This window comes from Pseudomonas sp. NPDC087614, from assembly GCF_044743485.1.
Lineage (GTDB): Bacteria > Pseudomonadota > Gammaproteobacteria > Pseudomonadales > Pseudomonadaceae > Aquipseudomonas > Aquipseudomonas baetica_A.
On sequence record NZ_JBIUWN010000073.1, the window covers coordinates 7060 to 27941 of the forward strand.

19 protein-coding genes, 1 pseudogene and 1 riboswitch are annotated in these 20882 nt (G+C 60.0%); of the genes and pseudogenes, 8 read left to right on the forward strand and 12 right to left on the reverse strand.

The window, feature by feature from the left end:
• Positions 1 to 56: 56 nt before the first annotated feature.
• The gene (locus ACIOWA_RS22255) at positions 57 to 491 is read left to right on the forward strand and encodes a ZapG family protein (protein ID WP_339432167.1); all 435 of its coding nucleotides are present in this window, start codon (positions 57 to 59) and stop codon (positions 489 to 491) included.
• 187 nt (positions 492 to 678) lie between these two features.
• Here ACIOWA_RS22255 and ACIOWA_RS22260 read toward each other — a convergent pair whose 3' ends face one another.
• From ACIOWA_RS22260 to ACIOWA_RS22290, 7 genes are all read right to left on the reverse strand, one after another.
• Positions 679 to 1407: an OmpA family protein gene (locus tag ACIOWA_RS22260; RefSeq protein ID WP_339432168.1), complete on the reverse strand. Its 729-nt coding sequence runs from the start codon at positions 1405 to 1407 to the stop codon at positions 679 to 681.
• Positions 1408 to 1523: 116 nt separating this feature from the next.
• Positions 1524 to 2168, reverse strand: a complete 645-nt coding sequence (locus ACIOWA_RS22265; RefSeq protein ID WP_339538784.1) for an MBL fold metallo-hydrolase — start codon at positions 2166 to 2168, stop codon at positions 1524 to 1526.
• A gap of 63 nt (positions 2169 to 2231) precedes the next feature.
• Positions 2232 to 4964, reverse strand: a complete 2733-nt coding sequence (locus ACIOWA_RS22270; protein ID WP_401161969.1) for a LuxR C-terminal-related transcriptional regulator — start codon at positions 4962 to 4964, stop codon at positions 2232 to 2234.
• 175 nt (positions 4965 to 5139) lie between these two features.
• The gene (locus tag ACIOWA_RS22275; protein ID WP_339432171.1) at positions 5140 to 6504 is read right to left on the reverse strand and encodes a DUF1329 domain-containing protein; all 1365 of its coding nucleotides are present in this window, start codon (positions 6502 to 6504) and stop codon (positions 5140 to 5142) included.
• Positions 6505 to 6531: 27 nt separating this feature from the next.
• Positions 6532 to 8421, reverse strand: coding sequence for a DUF1302 domain-containing protein (locus ACIOWA_RS22280; RefSeq protein ID WP_339432172.1), 1890 nt, complete (start codon positions 8419 to 8421; stop codon positions 6532 to 6534).
• A 337-nt stretch (positions 8422 to 8758) separates the two neighbouring features.
• Positions 8759 to 10441 carry a fatty acid--CoA ligase gene (locus tag ACIOWA_RS22285; protein WP_339432173.1) on the reverse strand — a complete coding sequence of 561 codons (1683 nt, stop codon included), beginning with the start codon at positions 10439 to 10441 and terminating at the stop codon, positions 8759 to 8761.
• A gap of 144 nt (positions 10442 to 10585) precedes the next feature.
• On the reverse strand, positions 10586 to 11215 hold the full coding sequence (locus ACIOWA_RS22290) for a LysE family transporter (protein WP_339432174.1): 630 nt from the start codon (positions 11213 to 11215) through the stop codon (positions 10586 to 10588).
• Positions 11216 to 11306: 91 nt separating this feature from the next.
• On the opposite strand from ACIOWA_RS22290, the gene ACIOWA_RS22295 reads away from it, so the two are divergent.
• The 3 genes from ACIOWA_RS22295 to ACIOWA_RS22305 all read left to right on the forward strand — a co-directional run bounded on the left by ACIOWA_RS22295 (position 11307) and on the right by ACIOWA_RS22305 (position 14139).
• A complete protein-coding gene (locus tag ACIOWA_RS22295; protein WP_339465310.1) occupies positions 11307 to 12272 on the forward strand; it encodes a 2-hydroxyacid dehydrogenase in 966 nt (321 codons plus the stop codon).
• Positions 12273 to 12304: 32 nt separating this feature from the next.
• Entirely contained in the window at positions 12305 to 13303 is a 999-nt protein-coding gene (locus tag ACIOWA_RS22300; protein WP_221731534.1) for a class I SAM-dependent methyltransferase, read from the forward strand.
• A gap of 40 nt (positions 13304 to 13343) precedes the next feature.
• A riboswitch (yybP-ykoY riboswitch) is annotated at positions 13344 to 13466 on the forward strand.
• An 88-nt stretch (positions 13467 to 13554) separates the two neighbouring features.
• The gene (locus tag ACIOWA_RS22305) at positions 13555 to 14139 is read left to right on the forward strand and encodes a TMEM165/GDT1 family protein (RefSeq protein ID WP_221731535.1); all 585 of its coding nucleotides are present in this window, start codon (positions 13555 to 13557) and stop codon (positions 14137 to 14139) included.
• 122 nt (positions 14140 to 14261) lie between these two features.
• On the opposite strand, the gene ACIOWA_RS22310 is transcribed toward ACIOWA_RS22305, so the two are convergent.
• Positions 14262 to 15080, reverse strand: coding sequence for a M48 family metallopeptidase (locus ACIOWA_RS22310; RefSeq protein WP_339432177.1), 819 nt, complete (start codon positions 15078 to 15080; stop codon positions 14262 to 14264).
• A 1350-nt stretch (positions 15081 to 16430) separates the two neighbouring features.
• On the opposite strand from ACIOWA_RS22310, the pseudogene ACIOWA_RS22315 reads away from it, so the two are divergent.
• Together ACIOWA_RS22315 and ACIOWA_RS22320 are read left to right on the forward strand one after the other, a co-directional pair.
• Positions 16431 to 16628, forward strand: a pseudogene (locus ACIOWA_RS22315) (HAMP domain-containing protein); the annotation flags it as partial.
• Positions 16629 to 16739: 111 nt separating this feature from the next.
• On the forward strand, positions 16740 to 17483 hold the full coding sequence (locus ACIOWA_RS22320) for a methyl-accepting chemotaxis protein (protein WP_401138739.1): 744 nt from the start codon (positions 16740 to 16742) through the stop codon (positions 17481 to 17483).
• A gap of 98 nt (positions 17484 to 17581) precedes the next feature.
• Here ACIOWA_RS22320 and ACIOWA_RS22325 read toward each other — a convergent pair whose 3' ends face one another.
• From ACIOWA_RS22325 to ACIOWA_RS22335, 3 genes are read right to left on the reverse strand one after another with little or no spacing between them, the layout of a single operon-like run.
• Positions 17582 to 18205 (reverse strand): SOS response-associated peptidase, encoded by a 624-nt coding sequence (locus ACIOWA_RS22325; RefSeq protein WP_339432179.1) that lies wholly within the window; start codon positions 18203 to 18205, stop codon positions 17582 to 17584.
• A 36-nt stretch (positions 18206 to 18241) separates the two neighbouring features.
• Positions 18242 to 18502, reverse strand: a complete 261-nt coding sequence (locus ACIOWA_RS22330; RefSeq protein ID WP_215502366.1) for a putative signal transducing protein — start codon at positions 18500 to 18502, stop codon at positions 18242 to 18244.
• 9 nt (positions 18503 to 18511) lie between these two features.
• Complete coding sequence (locus ACIOWA_RS22335; RefSeq protein ID WP_401161973.1) at positions 18512 to 18694, reverse strand: CPXCG motif-containing cysteine-rich protein; 183 nt, start codon at positions 18692 to 18694, stop codon at positions 18512 to 18514.
• 142 nt (positions 18695 to 18836) lie between these two features.
• Here ACIOWA_RS22335 and ACIOWA_RS22340 point away from each other — a divergent pair, with 142 nt between their 5' ends.
• The gene (locus ACIOWA_RS22340; RefSeq protein WP_401161975.1) at positions 18837 to 20000 is read left to right on the forward strand and encodes a 1-acyl-sn-glycerol-3-phosphate acyltransferase; all 1164 of its coding nucleotides are present in this window, start codon (positions 18837 to 18839) and stop codon (positions 19998 to 20000) included.
• A gap of 60 nt (positions 20001 to 20060) precedes the next feature.
• Here the strand turns inward: ACIOWA_RS22340 and ACIOWA_RS22345 are convergent, their stop codons facing one another.
• Entirely contained in the window at positions 20061 to 20339 is a 279-nt protein-coding gene (locus tag ACIOWA_RS22345; RefSeq protein ID WP_221731542.1) for a hypothetical protein, read from the reverse strand.
• A 194-nt stretch (positions 20340 to 20533) separates the two neighbouring features.
• Here ACIOWA_RS22345 and ACIOWA_RS22350 point away from each other — a divergent pair, with 194 nt between their 5' ends.
• Positions 20534 to 20740, forward strand: a complete 207-nt coding sequence (locus ACIOWA_RS22350; protein ID WP_016770662.1) for a hypothetical protein — start codon at positions 20534 to 20536, stop codon at positions 20738 to 20740.
• Positions 20741 to 20882: the final 142 nt, after the last annotated feature.

Sequence of the window (20882 nt, forward strand, 5' to 3'; positions counted from 1 at the left end):
ACCGCGCAGGGTCGAGCCGTTAACGAACCGCACCGCCGTTTATTGAGGAAGGACTCGTGGAACACTCGCTCTTAGTTTGGTTGTTACCGACTCTTGCCCTGGTTGTGGGTGTCGCCATTGGATTCCTGATCGCGCGCGTTGCGCCGAACGCCGCGCCGAGCCGTACGCAGCGTCAACTGGATGATATCCAGGAGCGTTTCGACAGTTATCAAAACGAAGTGGTCACCCACTTCAACAGCACTGCGATGCTGGTCAAGAAGCTGACCCAGAGCTATCAGGAAGTGCAGGATCATCTCGCCGAGGGTGCCAACCGTCTGGCCCTGGACGAGCAGACCCGCCAACGCCTGATCGCCGCCCTGCACGCCGATGCGACGCAGGCACCGCGCGAACGCCTGACGCCACCGCGCGATCAGGAGCCTCCACGCGACTACGCACCGAAGACCCCAAACTCGCCGGGCATGCTCGATGAGCAATATGGCCTGAAGAAGTAATTGGGTTTCGCGCCCAACAAAAAGCCCCCGGACAATGCTGTTGTCCGAGGGCTTTTTTGTATCTGCTGATTTTGCGGTGACAACACCGGCCTCTTCGCGGGCTTGCCCGCGAAGAGGCCGGCACAGACCACACAAAAAATACCCGATCACCAGCCAGGACCGGGCATTTTTTCACTCAAGCGATCAGTTACGGATATTGCTGAACCGTGCCCTGCTGCTGACCACCATACTGCTGCCCCGGAATCGCTTTCAGGTTGACTTCAACCCGACGGTTCTGCGCCCGGCCATTGACGTCACCGTTGCTGGCAATCGGGTTATCCGGACCGGCGCCACGGGCCGACAGGTTGGCACCGCTGACACCTTGCGAGGTCAGATAGGTCGCCACGCTCTGCGCACGACGCTGGGACAGGTCCATGTTGTGCTGGCGGCTGCCGGTGCTGTCGGTGTAGCCGACGATTTCGATCTGGTTCTGGTTGAACTCTTTCAGCGAGTTGGCCAGATTGTTCAGCGGTTGGTAGAAGCTGGACGCGATGTTCGCCGAATCGGTGGCGAACGTGATGTTGCCCGGCATGATCAGCTTGATCTGATCGCCCTGACGCTGCACCTCAACGCCAGTGTTGGCCATGCTGGCGCGTAGTTTCGCTTCCTGCTTGTCAGCGTAGTAACCGTAACCGGCCGCCGAAGCCCCCACTACCGCTGCACCGATCAAGGCGCCCTTGCCACGGTTGTTGTGGTCGATGGCCGCACCGGCCAATGCACCGGCAAGTGCCCCGAGACCACCATACTTGGCGGTTTTGCTCATGCCTTGGGAGCCACCGTCGGCCTGGCCCTGATTGTCATAGGGGTTAGGCGAAGCACAGCCGGACAGCAAGGCCACGGCCGTGGCGACAATAATCAAACGACGCTTGGTGAACATGAAGAGCTCCTACGTTTCTGCATTCTATGGTGCAGCGGCCGTTTGGCAATGAACCTCTGCGGGCGTTTGATCATGACTATGCGTAAAAATTCCGCCGCACACCCATTACAAATTATTTACGCCCGCACGAAAGGATTTTCACGCATTTCATCACCCAGACGCGTATCCGGACCATGCCCGGTAACGACCGTCGCGTCTTCATCCAGTGTGTAAAGCCGCTGCTTGATCGATCGCACGATGGTCGCCTGATCGCCGCCCCACAAATCCGTGCGCCCTACGCCGCGACGAAACAACGTGTCACCGGCAATTAACAGCTTAGCCTCGGAAAACCAAAAGCTCATGGAGCCGGGTGTATGACCCGGCGTGTGCAACGCCACGCCGCAGCCGCAGGCGAGTTCTTCATCGTCACTCAGCCAGCGATCCGGTGAGGGTACGGGGGTGTAAGGCACGCCGAACATCTGGCATTGCATCTCCAGGTTGTCCCACAGGAACTGGTCTTCCTTGTGCAGGTGCAGGGTCGCACCGGTTTTCTCCTTCATCTGGCCAGAGGCGAGGAAGTGATCGAGATGGGCGTGGGTGTGGATGATGCTGACGACCTTGAGGCCCAGCGCGTCGAGGCGCGCCATGATCAGGTCAGGGTTGCCGCCGGGGTCGACAACGATGGCTTTTTTGGTGATTGGGTCGCCGATGATGGTGCAATTGCACTGGAGCGGACCGACGGGGAAGGTTTCGCGGATGAGCACTGCGGTTGAAACCGTCATGGGGGATATCCTGAAAAATTTTCATCAGCGGTCGAAACCGTTTGTTCCGGGATTTTACCGTCGTTAAATCATTAACCCCAACTCCTTCGCCCGCGCCACCGCCTGCGTACGCCGCTCCACACCCAACTTGCTGTTGATATGGCTGGCGTGGGTTTTCACTGTATGTAGCGAGATGAACAATTGCTCGCTGATTTGCTGGTTCGAACAGCCTTGGGCAATCAGGCGTAAAACGGCGAGCTCCCTGCTACTGAGTTGTTCCGCAACGCCGGACTCGGCGACTGGACGAGCCGCTACAGGCGGAAAATGCTCCAGCAATTGCTGCCCAGGCAAGGTCGCAGAGGCCTGCAAATGCCCTCGTAGCCAGTCCGCGTGTTCCTTCACCAAGCTATCGAACGGCTGCAGCACGCCCCCCGCCGCCGCTTCCAGCGCCTGATTCAATGCCTTGCGCGCTTCCGGCTCTCGCCCACCCGCCAGCAGCAACGCAACCTTTTGGGTCAACGCCATCACGCTGAGCAACTGACGACCGGTTTGCTGACCATTTTCATGCAGCACGTTCAAGCGCCCTTCGGCGAGCATCGGCTGCCCTTTAATCACATCGAGCAGCGCCTGTTGCAACTCAACATGCAACGGCAACTGTGGATGAAATTCCGGCGGAGCCGCGGCGCGTTCGCCCGTGTACGTCTGGCCCAGTCGCGTCAGCCAGGCTTCAGCCAGATCAGTACGACCCTGCGCCAGCCAGAGTTCACATTTGACCAGCGTGATCATCGCCAGATAGTAGATGGGCGGTACGTCCCAGATGTGCATCAGGCGTTCGGCTTCGGCGAGTTCGGCAAAGGCTTTGGCGAATTCGCCGCTCGCGCCGTCCAGGCGTGCAATCACGCAGTGACCGATCAACACGCTGATATCACGACAGGCGCGCGCCTCGCCAATACCAGCCAGTAACCGCGCGCGCGCGGCCTGTGGCTGCAAGCGCATCGCCAGCAGAAAACCTTCGTACAGCGTCAGCCGTGCGCGCACCGCGTACAAGCGTTGCGGTGACAGGCCACGCAGGCGTTCCAGGCCCTGATGCACTTCATCCAGTGCCCGCAGGATTTCGCCGCGCGCCTGCAACACGCGGGCGCGGTCGTAATGCGCCAAGGCTTCGAAGAGGGGATTGCCGACGCGTTGCGCCAGCTCAAGGGATTCGCGGTTCAGGCCACGGGCACGCCACAGGTCGCCGTCAGCGATTGCCAGATTGGACAAGGTCGACAAACACATCAGCCGTTGGCCATAACGCTTGGCCGGCAGGCTCTCCAGCGCTTCGGTGCAATACCTGAGGGTTAACTCACGATGGCCGCGGCCACGGGCAATGATTCCGCTCAACGCCAGCCATTGCGCCAGCATCGACTTTTGCGCCGTGGCGGACGGGGCCGGCAGGAAACGACTCAAGTGGCTGGACAACTCTTCGGCCGCGTCGAGCTGACAGGCCAGCCCAAGCGCCCAGCTATAAAGGACGATCAAGCGCGGCGTGCTGATCAGCAGGCTATCAGGCAAGTCCATTTTCCAGCGCAGCAGCATGCCGACGTTTTGCTCGGCCAGCAGTTGTTCTTCTGAAAGGTTCTGTACCAGATTCGCCGCCACATCGAGGTGACCGGCGCGCAAGGCCTGTTCCACCGCTTCGTCGAGCAGGCCCTGGGCATTGAACCAGCGACAGGCACGCAGGTGCAGCGTGGCGGTCGGCACCATCGCCTGGGCAATCGGCCGGCTGCGCAACAAATCGGAAAACAGATGATGATAGCGATACCAGTGCCCGTGTTCGTCCAGCGGTACCAGAAACACCTGATGCGCCAGCAGGAAACGCAGGATCTCGGCACTGTCATGGGCTTCACGCACCGCATCGCAGAGTTCGCTGCAAAAGCGTTCCTGCGGGGCAGTGTCGTAGAGAAACGCCTGCACTTCGGTGGGCAGACAATCGATGACTTCTTCAAGCAGATAGTCGCGGATCAGCCCTTCCCCGCCGTTCAGTGCCTGAGGCAAAGCGGCATCGCCACCGGCTTCGGACACCGCCAGTAGCCAGAAACGCAATCCCGCCACCCAGCCTTCACTGCGCAGGATCAGATTCTCCAAGGCTTCGCCGCGCAGTGAAGTGCTGTGGCGATCAAGTAACGTCAGGGCTTCGTCGTGGGTCAGGCGCAGATCCTGCTCATGCAGTTCAAGCAATTGCCGGGACAGGCGCAAGCGCGCCAGATGCCAGTCCGGGCGCTGCCGACTGGTGACCATCACCAGCAAGCCGTCGGGCAAGTGATTGAGGAAAAACTGCAGGCAACGGTCCAGGACCGGACCTTGGGCGAGATGGTAATCGTCGAGCACCAACAGCAATGGGCTCAGCGGATCGAGGTGCAATGCCAGCTCATCGAGCAGACCGTCGAGCCACTCTTCGAAGGCGAAGGGCTGATGGCGTTGACGCATTTTCAGCAGGCCGAGTGCGCGACTGCCCAATTGCGGAAAATAATCCTGCAAGCCTTCGAGCAGGCGCTCGAGAAACCGCCCAGGGTCACTGTCGCGAGGGCTCAAACCCAGCCACAGGCTTTGCCAGTGCGCAGGCAGGCTCTGGCAGAACTCCACCGCCAACGAGCTTTTGCCGAACCCGGCGGGAGCGCTGACCAGCAACAGCCGTCCACCGAGCCCCGCTTGCAGGCGCTCGCAAAGGCGTGGTCGCAACACATAGCCATCAGGCAGCGGCGGGCGAAAAAAACGCCCGGCCAGTGCCGCGACAGCAACGCTTGCGGGACCCGGAAGTGGGGACAGATCAGTCATGGCCGGCTCTTGTTCGAATTGCAGTTGGCGGCGTTGCAGATGTCCGCAGACTAGCCTTAAACGAACCGGTTATGAAGGTTGCTGCTACAAATGGCTACAAAAAAGCTACAGACAAAAAAACGCCCCGAACCGGTCGGGGCGTTTTCACGAGGATGCGGCCTCGCTTTACAACGGTTTAGCGAACACCCTCCTGGCGCAAAGCGGCAGGGGTGAAGTCGCTGGTGGTGGCGGTGAAGCCGAAGTCATAGGCCTGCTTCTCTTCGTTCTTCATGCCCAGCGCCAGATAGCGGCCGGATTGCAGGTCGTAGAGCGTTTCCAGCGCGTACCACGGCACTTGCTTGTCGTAGTAGTTCTCGGCATGCGCCTCGGCTACGCGCCACAGTTGTCCACGACCGTCGTAGTGGTCGATGACGGCTGCTTGCCAGGTGTCTTCATCGATGTAGAAGTCACGCTTGGCGTAGATGTGGCGCTGACCTTCCTTGAGGGTCGCCACTACGTGCCAGACGCGACGCAACTCGTAACGCGCCAGATCCTGGTTGATGTGGCCAGCCTTGATGATGTCGGTGTATTTCAGTTTCGGATCGTCGAGCTTGTAGCTGTCGGAGGCGATGTACATCTCTTTCTTGCCTTCGAGTTTCCAGTCGTAGCGATCCGGCGCACCGTTGTACATATCGAGGTTGTCGGAGGTACGCAGACCATCCGCCGCAGTACCCGGACCGTCATAGGACACTTGTGGCGCGCGACGCACACGACGCTGACCGGCGTTGTAGACCCACGCCGAACGTGGCTCTTTCACTTGGTCGAGGGTTTCGTGCACCAGCAGCACACCACCGGCCAGACGCGCCGGCGCGGTCACTTTCTGCTTGAAGTAGAAGAGGATGTTGCCCGGGTTCTTCGGATCGTAGTCCTTCATCTTGTCGCGGAACACGAACTGGTCCTGGAAGTACACCAGGCTGAACGAGCCGTTCGGCTGTGGCGTCGCCTGGGTCACCAGACGGGTCACGCTGCCGCCGCGATAGCGGGTGATGTGGTTCCAGATGACTTCCACGCCGCTTTTCGGGATCGGGAACGGTACGGCCGTTTCGAAGTTCTCCAGCCCGTTGCCGCCGGACACCAGATTGGTATTGGTGGCGTTTTTCTTGATCGCGGCAAACACGTCATCCGGCACGGTAGCACCGCGATGGGACGGGTAAACCGGCATCTTGAAGCTATCCGGGTAGCGCTTGAACATCGCGTACTGGCCCGGGGCGAGCTTGTCCTTGTATTGATCCACGTTCTGCGCAGTGATGGTGAACAGCGGTTTCTCACTTGCATACGGGTCAGACAGGAACCCCTTGCTGTCGACGGTGCCCGCATTCTTGGGCATCGGTTTCCAGGCAGGAATCGAACCGTCGGCATTACCGGCCATTTCGGCGCCCATCGGGGTCAGACTCTTGCCCAGTTTGTCGGCTTCGGCAGCAGGCACCGCGGCCATGACACCGGTCGCCAGCAGCGACAGGCCCAGAACGCTGGCATGGAACAGACTCTTTGTTATTTTCATAAATTCGTTCGTCCTGAAATGCAGTGCTTAGAAGTTCACGCCGAAGCTGAGCGCTACGAAATCGCGGTCATCCACCGTGGTGTACTTGCCGTCGAAGAAGTTGGTGTACGCCAGGCTCGCGGTGTAGGTGTTCTGGTACTCGGCATCGACGCCCAGGCTGACGGCTTTGCGACCTTCCTCGAAGTTACCGCCAGGGCCTGGCGAGTAGCCGCTGACGTCATGAGACCAAGCCACGTTCGGCTTGAGGTTCACGCCAGCGAATACATCGTTGTATTCCCAGATGGCGCGACCGCGGTAGCCCCAGGACGCGGCAGTGGTGAAACCTTCGTTGGTGCAATTACGGCTGCGGTTGTTCTGCGGCGAACCTGGCCCCGCACCGTTGATGGTGCCGTTGTTGAGAATGTTGGCGCAGGTGTCGACGCCACCGGTGGCTGGCAGTTCGCCCGGGCCGTAGACCGGGTCACGGCCATAACGCTTGTCGGACTTGCTTTCCAGACCGCCCACGTAAGTCATGCCCACCTCACCCACCAGGGTCAGACGGCTGGCGCCCATCACCTGATCGAAGAAGTGCGTGAACGTGGTTTGCAGTTGGGTGATTTCCTTGCGCTCGTAACCATGCAGATCCTGGCCCGGTACACCGTTTAGCAGCGACGCATTGCTGTACGGGCCGCCCAGCGGACGGACACCGGCGAACAGGATATCGGTGGAGTTCAGTTGTACCGGCGCGTTCGGCCGGTAGCTGATTTCACCGCTCCACGCCGTACCGGTAGGCAGGGTGGTGGAGAAACTCAAGCCGTAGAGACGGATGTCTTCAGGGTATTCGACAAAGTACTTCGAGTTACCCGCGACCAACAGCGGCCCCAGCGCCCGAAATGCCGCGGGTAGTGCCGCCACGCCGTTATAGACCGATTGTGGCGCGCCCGTGGCGCTGAAGATCGGTGCACGGCTGTGGTAGTTCATGAAATAGGCACCGAATTCGGTGTCCAGCGGCTCGTACATGTAGCGGAACGACGCGCCCCACTGACCGCTGTCACGGGCATCGCGGTCGGCGCCACGGCGCACCAGAACCCCCTCTTCGTTGACATTGACCCCGTTGGCCGCCAAAGGCCCCAAGGCAATGCCCGGAATCTGCGAGCGCTTGTTCAAAACCCGCAGGTTGTCGGTGCAACCGTCGGCTATGATGTCCGGCTGAGCGAAGAAGGTGCCGCAGTTGTCGACGACGGTCTGGTCCCATTCCAACTGATAGAAGGCTTCGGCCGACAGGTTTTCGGTCAGGCTCTGAGACACGTAGAACATGTTGACCGGGATCAGGCCTTCCTTGATCTCGGCGCCCGGACGACGGAATGCAGACACGTCGATCGGGTTGATCGAGTTGATACCGCCGCCGATGAAGGTACTTTCACCCCAGCTTACGACCTGCTTGCCCAGACGCACGGAGCCTGGCTCATCGGCGATGGAGTAGTTGTGGTAGACGAAGGCATCGAGAATCTGCCCGCCCGAGGATTTGGCGCCCTCCTTGCGGTTGTTGTCGCTGATGTCCTTGAACTGGCGGCTTTCATCCTTGAGTTCGAAGTCGTACCAGTATTTGCCACGAACGAACACACCGGTGTCGCCGTATTTCAGTTCGAGGTCATGGATACCCTTGAAGATCTTCGAGAACGTCTCACCGCTCTTGAAGTTGGCGTGACCGTCGTCAGATGTCTGGGACAGGCCGTGACCGCCGTTGTTGACGCCGATGAGGTTCTTGTTCGGCTGCTGAGTAGACCAACTGGCACCGATCGACAGGGACGAATCGAACTGGCCTTCGATTTCACCGACGTTGAAACTGACGCCGAATGCGGGCCCGGCGAGCGAAGAGGCAAGACTGACCGCCAGAGGCAGTTTCGCCCGGCGCCAGAACTGGTTTACTGAGGTCATCGACGCTACTCCATGTGCATTATTGTTATGGCAGTGAGTACTTTTAAAAACGCCTGAAGGACCGGCTGCCAAAGGCTGACCGAAATCACTCCAAAGATGCATCGCCCCGTTTTGTGCGTGTGCCCCGTTCTTAAAAATCCTTGAGTGGACTATAGCCAGCAGGTTGTAGAGCTTGATCCCTCTAAAGTGTGATTTGCAGCTGCCGGCCACTCTGGAACAGTCCTTTTGCCAGTCCGACACATGTCGGCACGGCAAGGATGGCTGATTTTTTCGATTTCACAAGCCAAGCGCTTGCTTGGGGGGCCTGGCGCGCCGTTTTCGGCGCGCCGGCGGACACTCAAAGTGTCGAAAGGAAGGTACTGTTGTTGGCCTGCCATTGGGTGATGTCGAGGCGGATGCGCTTCTTGTCGAGCTTGCCAACGCTGGTCTTGGGAATTTCGGTAACAAGGGCAATCTGGCTCGGAATCGCCCACTTGCTCAGGTGTCCCAACTCCACAAACGGCTTGAGGTGTTCCTTGAGCTCACGCGCCCCGATCTCGTGCCCTTCACGGATCACCAGCAGGGCAAACGGACGCTCCCCCCACTGCGGATCAGCGATGCCCACCACTGCTACTTCGCGTACCGCGACATGGCGGCTGATCAGGTCTTCGAGGTCCAGCGAGGAAATCCATTCGCCACCGGTCTTGATCACGTCCTTGATGCGGTCACGGATGTCGATCACGCCCATGCTGTCGAGCGTCGCCACGTCACCGGTGTGCAGCCAGCCGCCGGCCCAGAGCTCAGCGCCCTTCTGCGGCTCGTTGAAATAGCCTTCGGTCAGCCATGGCGCGCGCAATACCAGTTCGCCTTGAGTCTCACCGTCGGCCGGGAGGAAATTGCCCTCGGCGTCGATGATCGCGGCTTCCACCAACGGCCCCGGTACACCGGCCTTGATCCGATACGTGGTGCGCTCATCCTCGGTGCCGGCCATCAGCTCATCATTGAGATGTGCGCAGGAAACCAGCGGCCCGGTTTCCGACATGCCGTACGCCGCCGTGAGCTGAATGCCGCGCGCCTTGGCGGTTTCGTACAAGGTGCGATTGAGTGCGCTGCCGCCAATGACGATTTTCCAGCCACCGAAATCGGTGCCTTGCGCGCCCTTGGCATTGAGCAACATTTGCAGGATCGTCGGCACGCAGTGGGAGAACGTGACCTTCTCCTTGCGCCACAACTCCACCAGAAACTCCGGATCGTAACGCCCCGGGTAAACCTGTTTGAGCCCGAGCATGGTCGCCACATACGGCAGGCCCCAGGCGTGTACGTGGAACATCGGGGTGATCGGCATGTACACGTCGCTGGTGCCGAGCAGGCGCACGCTGTCGATGCAGCCCATGATCGTCGACACACCCATGGTGTGCAGCACCAGTTGCCGATGGGTGAAATACACGCCTTTCGGGTTGCCGGTGGTGCCGGTCGTGTAGAACGTGGTGGCAACCGAATTTTCGTCGAAATCCTGGAAGTCGTACTGCGGGCTCGCGGCGGCCAGCAGTTGTTCGTACTCGCCAACCAGATTCGGCAACTCGGCGGTTTTTTCCGGCAGATCGGTGAGCAGCAGGGTTTTCTCGACGGTGGTCAGTTGCGGCGCGATGGCCTGATAGAGACCTGCAAACTCGCTGTTGACCAGCACAAAGCGGTCCTCGGCGTGGTTCATGGTGTAGAGGATCTGTTCAGGCGACAGACGCACGTTGATCGTGTGGATCACCGCGCCGATCATCGGCACGGCAAACATGCATTCCAGATAACGATGGCTGTCCCAGTCCATCACCGCCACGGTGTCACCGGCCTTGACGCCCGCCGCCGTCAGCACATTGGCCAGCCGCGCCACACGCTCGATCAGGGTCGGATAGCTGTAGCGCAACTGGTCTCGGTAGACGATCTCGCGGGTTTTCTCGTAACGGGCGCCGGACATCAGCAGCCGCTTGATCAGCAATGGATACTGGTAGGCCCCATCGGCCGGGGGAATGACGCGAGTCTGCAACATAAGAATCCCTTTTCTGACTGCACGGTGTTGGCGTAGAGATTTGTACTCTAAAACCCTTATACGCCAGCCAAATCAGCCAAAGGAATGATTTGCACAGCCGTACAAATGCTAGCTTTGCGCCAGCATTTGCCGGTTATCCATCGCCTAGTGCATCTCGGTGAACGCCAGCTTCACGCCGATAGCGATCAGCACCGCGCCCATGGTGCGGTCGAACCAGTGGCCCATGCGGGCGAAACCGGCGCGCACGCGCTGTTGGCTGAACAGCATCGCGACAAGGCAGAACCAGGTGGCGGTCGCGACGGCCAGGTAAACCCCGTAACCGGCCTGCACCGACAGCGGCGTATGCGGGTTGATCACCACAGTGAACAGTGACAGGAAAAACAGCGTGGCTTTCGGGTTCAGGCCGTTAGTCACAAAGCCTGAAGTGAACGCGCCGCGTGCGGTGCGCTCACCGGCTTCTTTGTGCAGATCATCGCTGACGGTTTTCGCCGGTTGCGCGCGCAGGGCCTTGAAGCCGATGTACAGCAAATAAGCCGCCGCCGCCCATTTCAACGCGTTGAACAACACGATCGACTGCGACACGATCAGGCCGATGCCGAGCAACGAATAGCCAACGTGCAGAAAAATCGCCGTGCCCACACCCAGCGCCGTCCATGTGCCGGCGCGGCGACCGTGGGTCACGCTCTCGCGCACCACCACGGCAAAGTCCGGGCCGGGGCTGGCGACGGCCAGCAAGTGGATCAGTGCAACGGTCAAGAACTCGGTCCAGTACATGGGGGCTCCTTTAGGCCAGGCGTAACGTTTTGTTTCATCTGATAGGCTCGGCAGATTACGCCTTCCGTTCACCGCACAAAAGGTACAGTTGATGACTAACTCGCGCCGCGCCGTATTCCTCGATCACCCTTCGCTGGATCTCGGCGATCTTGACCTCAGCCCTTTGCGCGCCTGCTTCACTGACTTGCAACTGTTCACCCAGACCCTGCCTGAACACGTCGCCGAACGCCTGCAAGGTGCCACCGTGGCCATAACCAACAAGATCCTGATCGACGACGCAGCGATGGCCGCCAGCCCGGAACTGAAACTGATCCTGATCACCGCCACCGGCACCAATAACGTTGATCTGGCCGCCGCCCGTGCTCACGGCATCACCGTGTGCAACTGCCAGGGTTACGGCACGCCATCGGTGGCGCAGCACACGATCATGCTGCTGCTCAATCTCGCCACGCGCTTGGCCGATTACCAGCAAGCGGTGGGCGAAGGTCGCTGGCAGCAAGCAAAACAGTTCTGTCTGCTGGACTACCCGATTGTCGAACTGGAAGGCAAAACCCTCGGCCTGCTTGGGCATGGCGAACTCGGCGGTGCCGTTGCCCGGTTGGCTGAAGCCTTCGGCATGCGCGTGCTGCTGGGGCAAATCCCCGGCCGCCCGGCCCGGCCGGATCGTCTGCCACTGGATCAATTGCTGCCGCAGATCGACGCGCTGACCCTGCACTGCCCGCTCAACGAACACACTCGCCACTTCATCGGTGCTCGCGAACTGGCGTCGATGAAGCCCGGCGCGTTCGTGGTCAATACCGCCCGTGGCGGACTGATCGACGAACAGGCCTTGGCCGACGCCTTGCGCAATGGCCATCTCGGCGGCGCCGCTACCGATGTGCTCAGCGTCGAGCCGCCCACCCAGGGCAATCCACTGCTGGCCGCCGACATCCCGCGCCTGATCGTCACGCCGCACAACGCTTGGGGCAGTCGCGAGGCCCGGCAACGTATCGTGGGTCAATTGACTGAAAACGCTCAGGCGTTTTTCAGCGCTAAGGCGCTGCGGGTCGTCAGTTGATAAACTGCGGCACTTTTTTTTGAGGAGCAGTTATGGATCCGCGCAGTGAAGTACTGCTTCGTCAGGCCGAGTTATTCCAGGGCTCGCTATTGCTGGCCGGATTGCCTGCAGACGATTTGCTCGCACGTCTGCCCAACGCCTTTGGCTGGTGCTGGCACGCCGGCGATCAAGCCGCGCTCGACGCTCGCTTCGAAGGCCGCAGCCACTTTGGCGTGAATATCCCGGAGCGCGAATTCGACAGCGCCGTGGTGTTTCTGCCCAAATCCAAAGACCTGACCGATTACATCCTCAACGCTGTGGCCGCACGTCTGCCGGGGCGTGAGGTGTTTCTGGTCGGGGAAAAACGCAGCGGCATCGAAGGTGCGTCCAAGCAACTCAACCCGTTCGGCAAGCCGCGCAAACTCGACAGCGCCCGGCATTGCCAACTGTGGCAAGTGACCGTGGCCAATGCGCCAGAAGCAAAATCGCTGGAAAGCCTGGCGCAGACTTACGAATTGCCGCTGGCTGAAGGCCCGTTGAAAGTCATCAGCCTGCCCGGCGTGTTCAGCCACGGCCGACTGGATCGCGGCAGTGCCCTGCTGCTGGAACATCTGGACAAACTGCCGAGCGGTCATCTGCTCGACTTCGGTTGTGGCGCGGGGGTGTTGGGGGCAGCGGTCAAACGTCGTTACCCGCACAACCAGGTCACGTTGCTGGACGTCGATGCGTTTGCTGCGGCCAGCAGTCGTCTGACCTTGGCGGCCAATGGCCTGGAAGGCGAGGTGCTGACCGGTGACGGAATCGATGCGGCACCAATGGGTTTGAGCGCTATTCTGAGCAACCCGCCGTTCCATGTCGGCGTGCACACCGATTATTTCGCCACCGAGAACTTGCTGCGAAAAGCGGCCAAACATCTGAAAAACGGTGGCGAACTGCGCTTGGTGGCGAACAGTTTCCTGAAGTATCAGCCACTGATCGAAGAGCATCTGGGCGTGTGTGCGATCAAGGCCGAGGGCAACGGATTCCGGATTTACCGGGCCAAGCGCGGCTGAAAATTAGCACTTGCCGAATGGGTTCTGCCTAGGCAGAATCCGCTCCGTCCTAGGGGAGTAGTCTCCCACGAGCGCCAAGCTCGTCCGGCATACGTCAACATACTTGATCCTCAGATCATGGCGTATGCGACCCAAGCGTCCGCACCAGACGGATAGCAGGGTTTGACAAGACCTATGACACGAACACCTAACCCGGCGCGGGCCGGCCGTACGTGTCATAGCCGTGTCGACCCGCCCCTTAGGAAATCCTGATGCTGGACTCGTTACTCGTTCCCACCGCAATCGTTGCCTTGGCCGAAATCGGCGACAAGACGCAACTGCTCGCGCTGATTCTCGCCGCTCGCTTCCGCAAACCCTGGCCGATCATTGCCGGTATCGTCGCCGCAACGCTGGCCAACCACGCAGCAGCCGGTGCGGTCGGTGCCTGGTTCGGCAGCTTTTTCTCCGATTCGGTACTGCACTGGATTCTCGCCGCCAGCTTTACGGCCACGGCGTTGTGGACGCTGGTCCCGGACAAAATGGACGACGATGAAGCGAGCACGGCACGCAAATTCGGGCCGTTCCTCACGACGCTGATTGCGTTCTTCCTCGCGGAAATCGGAGACAAGACCCAGATCGCCACCGTCATGCTGGCTGCGCAATATCCGGAGCTTTGGCTGGTGATTATCGGCACCACCCTGGGCATGTTGATTGCCAACGTGCCGGTGGTATTGGCCGGTAATTTTGCGGCGGAAAAACTGCCACTGACATTGATCCGTCGATTGGCGGCTTCGGCATTCCTGATTTTGGCAGTCGTTGCGGTGTACAAGGCGATGCAAAGCAGTGGCTGGGTTTGACGGCGTAAGTCGATAGACCCTGTCAGCGTTCTTCGCGAGCAAACCAGCCCCCACTATGGAGTGCATTCCAAAGTGAGAGCGGGCTTGCTCGCGAAGGGGCAATCAGCCTCGCTGCAAAACCATCAGGACTTCGGCGCTTTCTCGTACAGCGGCATGACCTTCGGAATCGCCGCCTGCAACGAGGCAATACGGCTGCTCGACGCCGGGTGAGTGCTCATGAACTCCGGTGGAGAACCTTCCGAAGCCTTGCTCATCTTGTTCCACAAGGTGATCGCCGCGTTCGGGTTGTAACCGGCGCGAGCGGCCAGTTCCAGACCAATCAGGTCGGCTTCGTTTTCGTTGGCTCGGCTGTTGGGCAAGGTCATGCCGTAGTTGGCCACGGTGTCGGCCAGCGCCAGGCTGTCCTGCCCCAGACCAAACAGTGCGCCCGCGCCCTGTTTGGCCATTTCAACGCCATAGGCCTTGGACATCGCTTCACGACCGTGCTCGCGCAGGGCGTGGGCAATTTCATGGCCCATGACCGCGGCGATCTCATCGTCGGTGAGTTTCAGGCTGTCGATCAGCCCGGTGTAGAAGATGATCTTGCCGCCGGGGCCGCAGTTGGCGTTGAGCTCATCGCTCTTGATCAGATTGACTTCCCATTGCCACTGCGCGGCATCCGGGCGGAAGTTTGGCGCCTGTGCGATCAAACGGTTGGCAATCGCCTGAACGCGCTTGGCCTCAGGACTGGTTTTGTCCAGCACGCCTTTGCTCGACGCCTCGCCGACGGTTTTCTGATACGACTGGGCATACATCTGGTCGACCTCTTGCGAGGACAGCATGCTGAACATGTACTGCTTGCGCTCCACCCCTACGGCTCCGCCGCTGGTGGTGTTGACCGACTGACAACCGGCCAGCAACAGCGCTGCGCTCAGTGCACTTACAACCAATGTCTTGTTCATTCAAAAGCTCCCTGAAAACGTGCGCGTATCGTAGGCGGGTAATGGTATCGGCGCCAGAGACAACAGACGTATTGCAGCGGCTTTCAGATATTTCCCGCCCGCACTGTCGTAAAAAATTCACAGCGACCGCAAGCCCCCGACAACTGCGTCGCGCACGCATCCATTTGCGACATCCCCACCCAATTGCGCCTTGCACCATTCATGGCTCATTGCCCGCTGCCGATACATCACCGCAGACATCCTCTTGCGTGCGGAGCTCCCATGAAGTTCAAGTCGATCCAGTTTTCCGTCGCCGCCCTGGCCGGCGCTATCGTACTCAGCGTGGTTGCCGCGCTGGTGCTGTACGCGCTGTTCTCTGGCGCCCGCACTCAGGAAATGGTGCAGCAACGCACTCAGGCCCAGTTTGAACAAGTCATCGAACAGCGACTGACCTCACTGGCACAAACCCAGGTCAGCCAGATTCAGCGCGAACTCGAAGCGCCGTTGCTGATTGCCGGCGGACTGGTGCGGGTCAACGCCTTGCTCGGCACGCCCGGCGCCGATGGCCAGCCACGCCTGAGCGTCAGCCGTGAACAGTTGATCAGCCTGATCAAAGAGAACGTCGAAAAGAACCCGAAGATTCTCGGCACCTACATCGCGTGGGAAAAAAACGCACTGGACCACAATGACGCAGCCTACGTCGGCACCCGCGTCGTCGGTATCGACGCAGCCAACGGGCGCTTCCTGCCATGGTGGTTCCGCAACGACGACGGCACCCTGGGCCTGGACAAACTGGTGGACGTCGACGACCAGAAAGTCCTCTCCACCGGCGTGCGCGCCAGCGAGTACTACCTGTGTTCGAAAGAGCGCAAAAAATCCTGCGTGATCGATCCTGCACCCTACAAGGTCGGCGACAAGATCGTCATGCTCGCCTCCTTTATCGAACCGATCATGCTCAACGGCGCATTCCAGGGCATCGTCGGCGCCGACCTGTCGGTGAACTTCATCCAGGAAATGCTCCTGGGCGCCAATCAGAAACTCTTCAGCGGCGCCGGAGAAATGGCCCTGATCGGCAGCAATGGCCGGATCGTCGCCTACACCAAGGATCCGAGCAAATTCGGCGAAAAGGTCAGCGACATTCTCGACGCCGAACAGATTGCCAGCATGGCCAACCTCAAGCGCGGCGAAGTCACCTACTCCGTCAATAAGGACAAGGGGCGCATCGAATTGTACTTGCCGTTCGGCATTGGCCAGACTGACGCACGCTGGACGTTGATGCTGCAACTGCCGATCAACGCGGTGATGGCTGATCTGCAAAAACTGCAGGGCGACCTCGATGCCCAGCGCAAGTCCGACACCTTCGGCATGGCCATGGTCGGTCTGATCATCGCTGGCGTCGGCCTGCTGGTGATCTGGCTGGTGGGCCACGGCATTGCCCGGCCACTCAAGCAGATGGTCGCGATGCTGGATGACATTGCCCAGGGTGAAGGTGATCTGACCCGTCGCTTGAGCAGTGATCGCAGCGACGAATTGGGTTCGATTGCCAAGGGTTTCAACACCTTCCTGAGCAAGTTGCAGGCGATGATTACCCAAGTGGTGACGTCGGTGCAGAGCGTCAGCGACTCGTCGGAACACACCGCCGACATCGCGATTCGCACCAACATCGGCATCCAGAAACAAATGGCCGAGATCGATCAGGTCGCCACCGCCGTGCAGGAAATGACCGCCACCGCGCAAGATGTGGCGCGCAACGCGACCCAAGCGGCGCAAGCAGCGAGCCATGCCGATCAAGCCGCCAGCCAGGGCATGCAGATTGTCCGCGATACCTCCCATTCGATTGGCGTGCTGGCGGTGGAAATCGGCAAGGCTGTGGGTGTGGTGCAAACCCTGGCCAAGGACAGCGAGAACATCAACGCGATCCTCACCGCGATTCGCGGGATCGCCGAACAGACCAACCTGTTGGCGCTGAACGCGGCGATCGAAGCGGCGCGTGCCGGCGAACAAGGTCGCGGCTTTGCGGTGGTGGCGGACGAGGTACGCAATCTGGCGCAGAAAACCCAGAAAGCCACCGAAGAAATCCAGACCATGATCCAGCAACTGCAACAGGGCACCCGCGATGTGGTGCGGGTCATGGAAGACAGCCAGAACCGCACCGACGAAAGCGTGCAGCACGCCTCGAAAGCGGCCGAGGCGCTGGAGACGATTACCCAGGCGGTGTCGGTGATCAACGACATGAATACGCAGATTGCCAGTGCGGCCGAGGAGCAGAGCGCGGTGGCCGATGACATCAACCGCAACGTGATCAATATTGGCCAGGTGGCCAATGAAGTGGCGGGCGGCGCGGATGAGTCGAGTTCGGCCAGTGCCGACCTGACCAAACTGGCGGAGCAGCAGCGGCGGTTGATCAATCAGTTCAAGGTCTGATCCAAAGGCGCCTTGTCGAGCAAGCCCGCTACCACCCTGGAGTGAATTCCAATGGTGGGCGCGGGCTTGCGCGCCAAGGCGTCAATGCCGTCAACGCACTACCCCGGGGTCAGACACTCCGGCCCATTGAGCTTCGGATCATTGATCAGATTCGCCAGCACCCGCTCGCGCAGCGCGGCAGGCTCACTGGCCAGCAAACCCTGCAACACATGCAACGGTGTTTCGGGATTGAGCCAAGCGGCCTGCCCCGCCTCATCGAGAATCAACGGCCGGCGCTGACTGGCCGCCGGCTGAGTGATCACCGCCGTGCTCAGCCACACCTGTTCCTGCACCGGATATGCCTCCCAGATCGCCGCAAAAAACAGCGAAGAGCCCTCCCCCGGCGTCAGCCAGTACGGGCGTTTGCGTTGGGTACCCCGCCACTCGTAAAAGCCGTTGGCCGGCAGCAGGCAGCGACGCAGGCGCAGTGCCTCGCGAAACATCGGCTGTTCGGCCACTGTTTCTGCCCGGGCATGCGCCGGTGTTTTCGACAAATCGGTCAACCACGGCGGCGTCAGCCCCCATCGGGCCCGGGCCAGCGTGCGCTGGCCGTCGGCCTCGGCGCGCAGCATCAACACCGAATCATTGGGGGAAATGTTCCACTGCGCCTGTTGATCGGCGGGAAAACCAGGCAGCGCCGCGAAGTCGCGGTTCCAGCGAAACAGGGCATAACGTCCACACATGGGGCAACACGACTCAGAAGTAAAACGAACGTCAGCCTAACAGACCAGCGTCCCGGGGAAGCTCTCCGGTTCATCGCCGGGCAGCGGCAGCGCGGCATTGTACGCGGTGATCAGTTCGCGGGCGTACTCGGCCTGATCGTTATCCACCGAAAGCCCCAGCAGTCCAAAAATCGGCAATTCACCCGTGCCGCCGAGCAGATCCCGGCCCACCAGGTGCGCTTCAATACCTTCGCTGGCGAGCATGCCTTTGAGCATTTCGCCTTCCATCAGGCTCTCCGGTTCGTAGATTCGCTGCATGGGCGCCCCTCACTCGTTTTCGCTGAAGACTTCCAGGTGCCATTCTTCTTCGTGAACCTGCAATACGAATGTGATCGGCCGACAACACACCTGACAGTCCTCGATGTAGGTCTGGTCGCCGCCAGACAGATCCAGCGTCGTCTCGACCTCTTCACCACAATACGGACATTCATACTCAGCGGTTTCCAGCATCGCGGTCTCCCAAGTGACTTGTGCGTATAATCGCCGGTCTATTTGAAGGGCTATTTTTGTCTGGCTACCTTTTCAGACCGTGCCCCGCGGGTTTTCGATCAAAACCTTTACTTACCCTAGCCGTTTCCAACAAGAGAGCATGATGGGCGAATTCGATGCCATCCGACCTTACGACGACAGCGAAGTACCTGCGGTACTGGCAAGACTGCTCGGCGACAAGGCGTTTCTAGATATCCTCACCCACTTCCGCTTCCCGCGTTTTGCCGGTCCTTTCGGCTGGATGCTCAAACCCCTTATAGCCCATCGGCTGCGTCGTGAGTTCGCCGGCGTCAACTCGGTAGCTACCTTACAAGATAAAGTCGAGTTCTACGTCGACCACACCATCGAGCGCGCCACCGATGGCGTGACCTATACCGGTGTCGAGCAATTCAAGTCAGGCAGTGCCTATCTGTTCATCGCCAACCACCGCGACATCGTGATGGACCCGGCCTTCGTCAACTATGCCGTGTACCACGCCAGCCTGCCGACCCCGCGTATCGCCATCGGCGACAACCTTTTGCAAAAGCCGTTCGTCAGCGATCTGATGCGCCTGAACAAGAGTTTTATCGTTCACCGTTCGATCACCGGGCGCCGCGAGAAAATGGCCGCGTACCAGTTGCTGTCGGCCTACATCAACCACTCGATCCGCAACGACTGCGCCTCGATCTGGATCGCGCAGGCCGAAGGCCGGGCGAAGGATGGCGACGACCGCACCGAGTCGGCGATCCTCAAAATGTTCCACATGAGCCGCAAGGACGAACCGTTCGGCGAAGTGATTCAGTCCCTGAACGTCACCCCGGTGTCGATCAGCTACGAATACGACCCCTGCGACCAGGCCAAGGCCCGCGAGCTGTACATCCGCGCCACCACCGGCACCTACGCCAAAGTGCCGGGCGAAGATGACGTGAGCATCGCCAAGGGCATCACCGGCTACAAGGGCCGGGTGCATGTGAACTTTGCCGCGCCAATCACCGAGTGCTTCGAAGACACCAAGCAATTGGCGATCGAGATGGACAAGCAGATTCTGGGCGGCTACCGCCTGTTCCCGGTGCATTACCTGGCCTATGCGCAGTGGGCGGACGCTGATCCACAATTGAACGTGCCGAAGGCTGCGGAGGTATTCCCGGCCGATGAATTGGCCAAGGCGCAAGAAGAGTGGCAGAGCCGACTGGATGCTTGCCCTGAAGAGCATCGCCCGTATCTGGTGCTGCAATATGCAACGCCGGTGCGCAATCAGTACCGGGTCAAGGCTGGGTTAGCGCTGTAAGCGGCGTCGGCCAGATACAGAAACGGCGCCCTCGTGCGCCGTTTTTTATGCCTGAAATCATCAGTAGCGCGTGCTGATCCACGAAATGAGCAGCGCCAGGCCCAGGCAGGCAAAGCCAAAGCGATAGAAAAACCGGTTCATGCGCAGCGTTGCCCAATCCAGAATCGGTTCGGCATTGGGCTGAGCCTGACGCTGGGCCGCGATACTGGCCATGGCGCGCTGTTCACGGCGGCGGGTCGCGTGCAGCAACCAACTGCCCGGAAACGCGAGCAACAGTGCCAGCAGATTGATCAATTTGGCGGGATGGGCGGTAAACAGCGTCATCAAGTGCAGCGACATCACAGACCCTCAAACTTAATCGGTGTGGCAGGCGCCAGGCGCGACGACCGCGGCGCGGATTTTACCGAAACATACCTTCGACGCCTCCCCTTTACGACAAATAACGCATCAATCGACCGATGGCTGTCCTGTGTCACGGCTTCGTCATGTGGATGCACCACCATGCGCGCCTCGAAACCGACACGGAACACGTCATGCTTCACGCTGAAAACCAGGATCGCCTGTACCTCATCACCCCCTACGACGATCAGCAAAGTCTCGTCGGCAGCCTTGCCTTCAATGTTCAGGATCGCCACTGGCTGGTGTATTGCGCCCTCGGCGGGCATCAGCATGCGGATTTGCCGGAGACGGATTTGCTGACAGGCGTGAGCGTTCTCGATTTCTATTCACAAGCCGCCTGACCCGCCGCCGCTCCCACAGGGGATTTGTGCAAGGTTCAAAGACAGCGTGTCTAGTCCTGAAATAGGTTTACACCTGTTTCACCCCAACGCCCGATGCACTGCATCGGGCGTTTTGTATTTTAAGGACAGGTGCGGGCGTTCC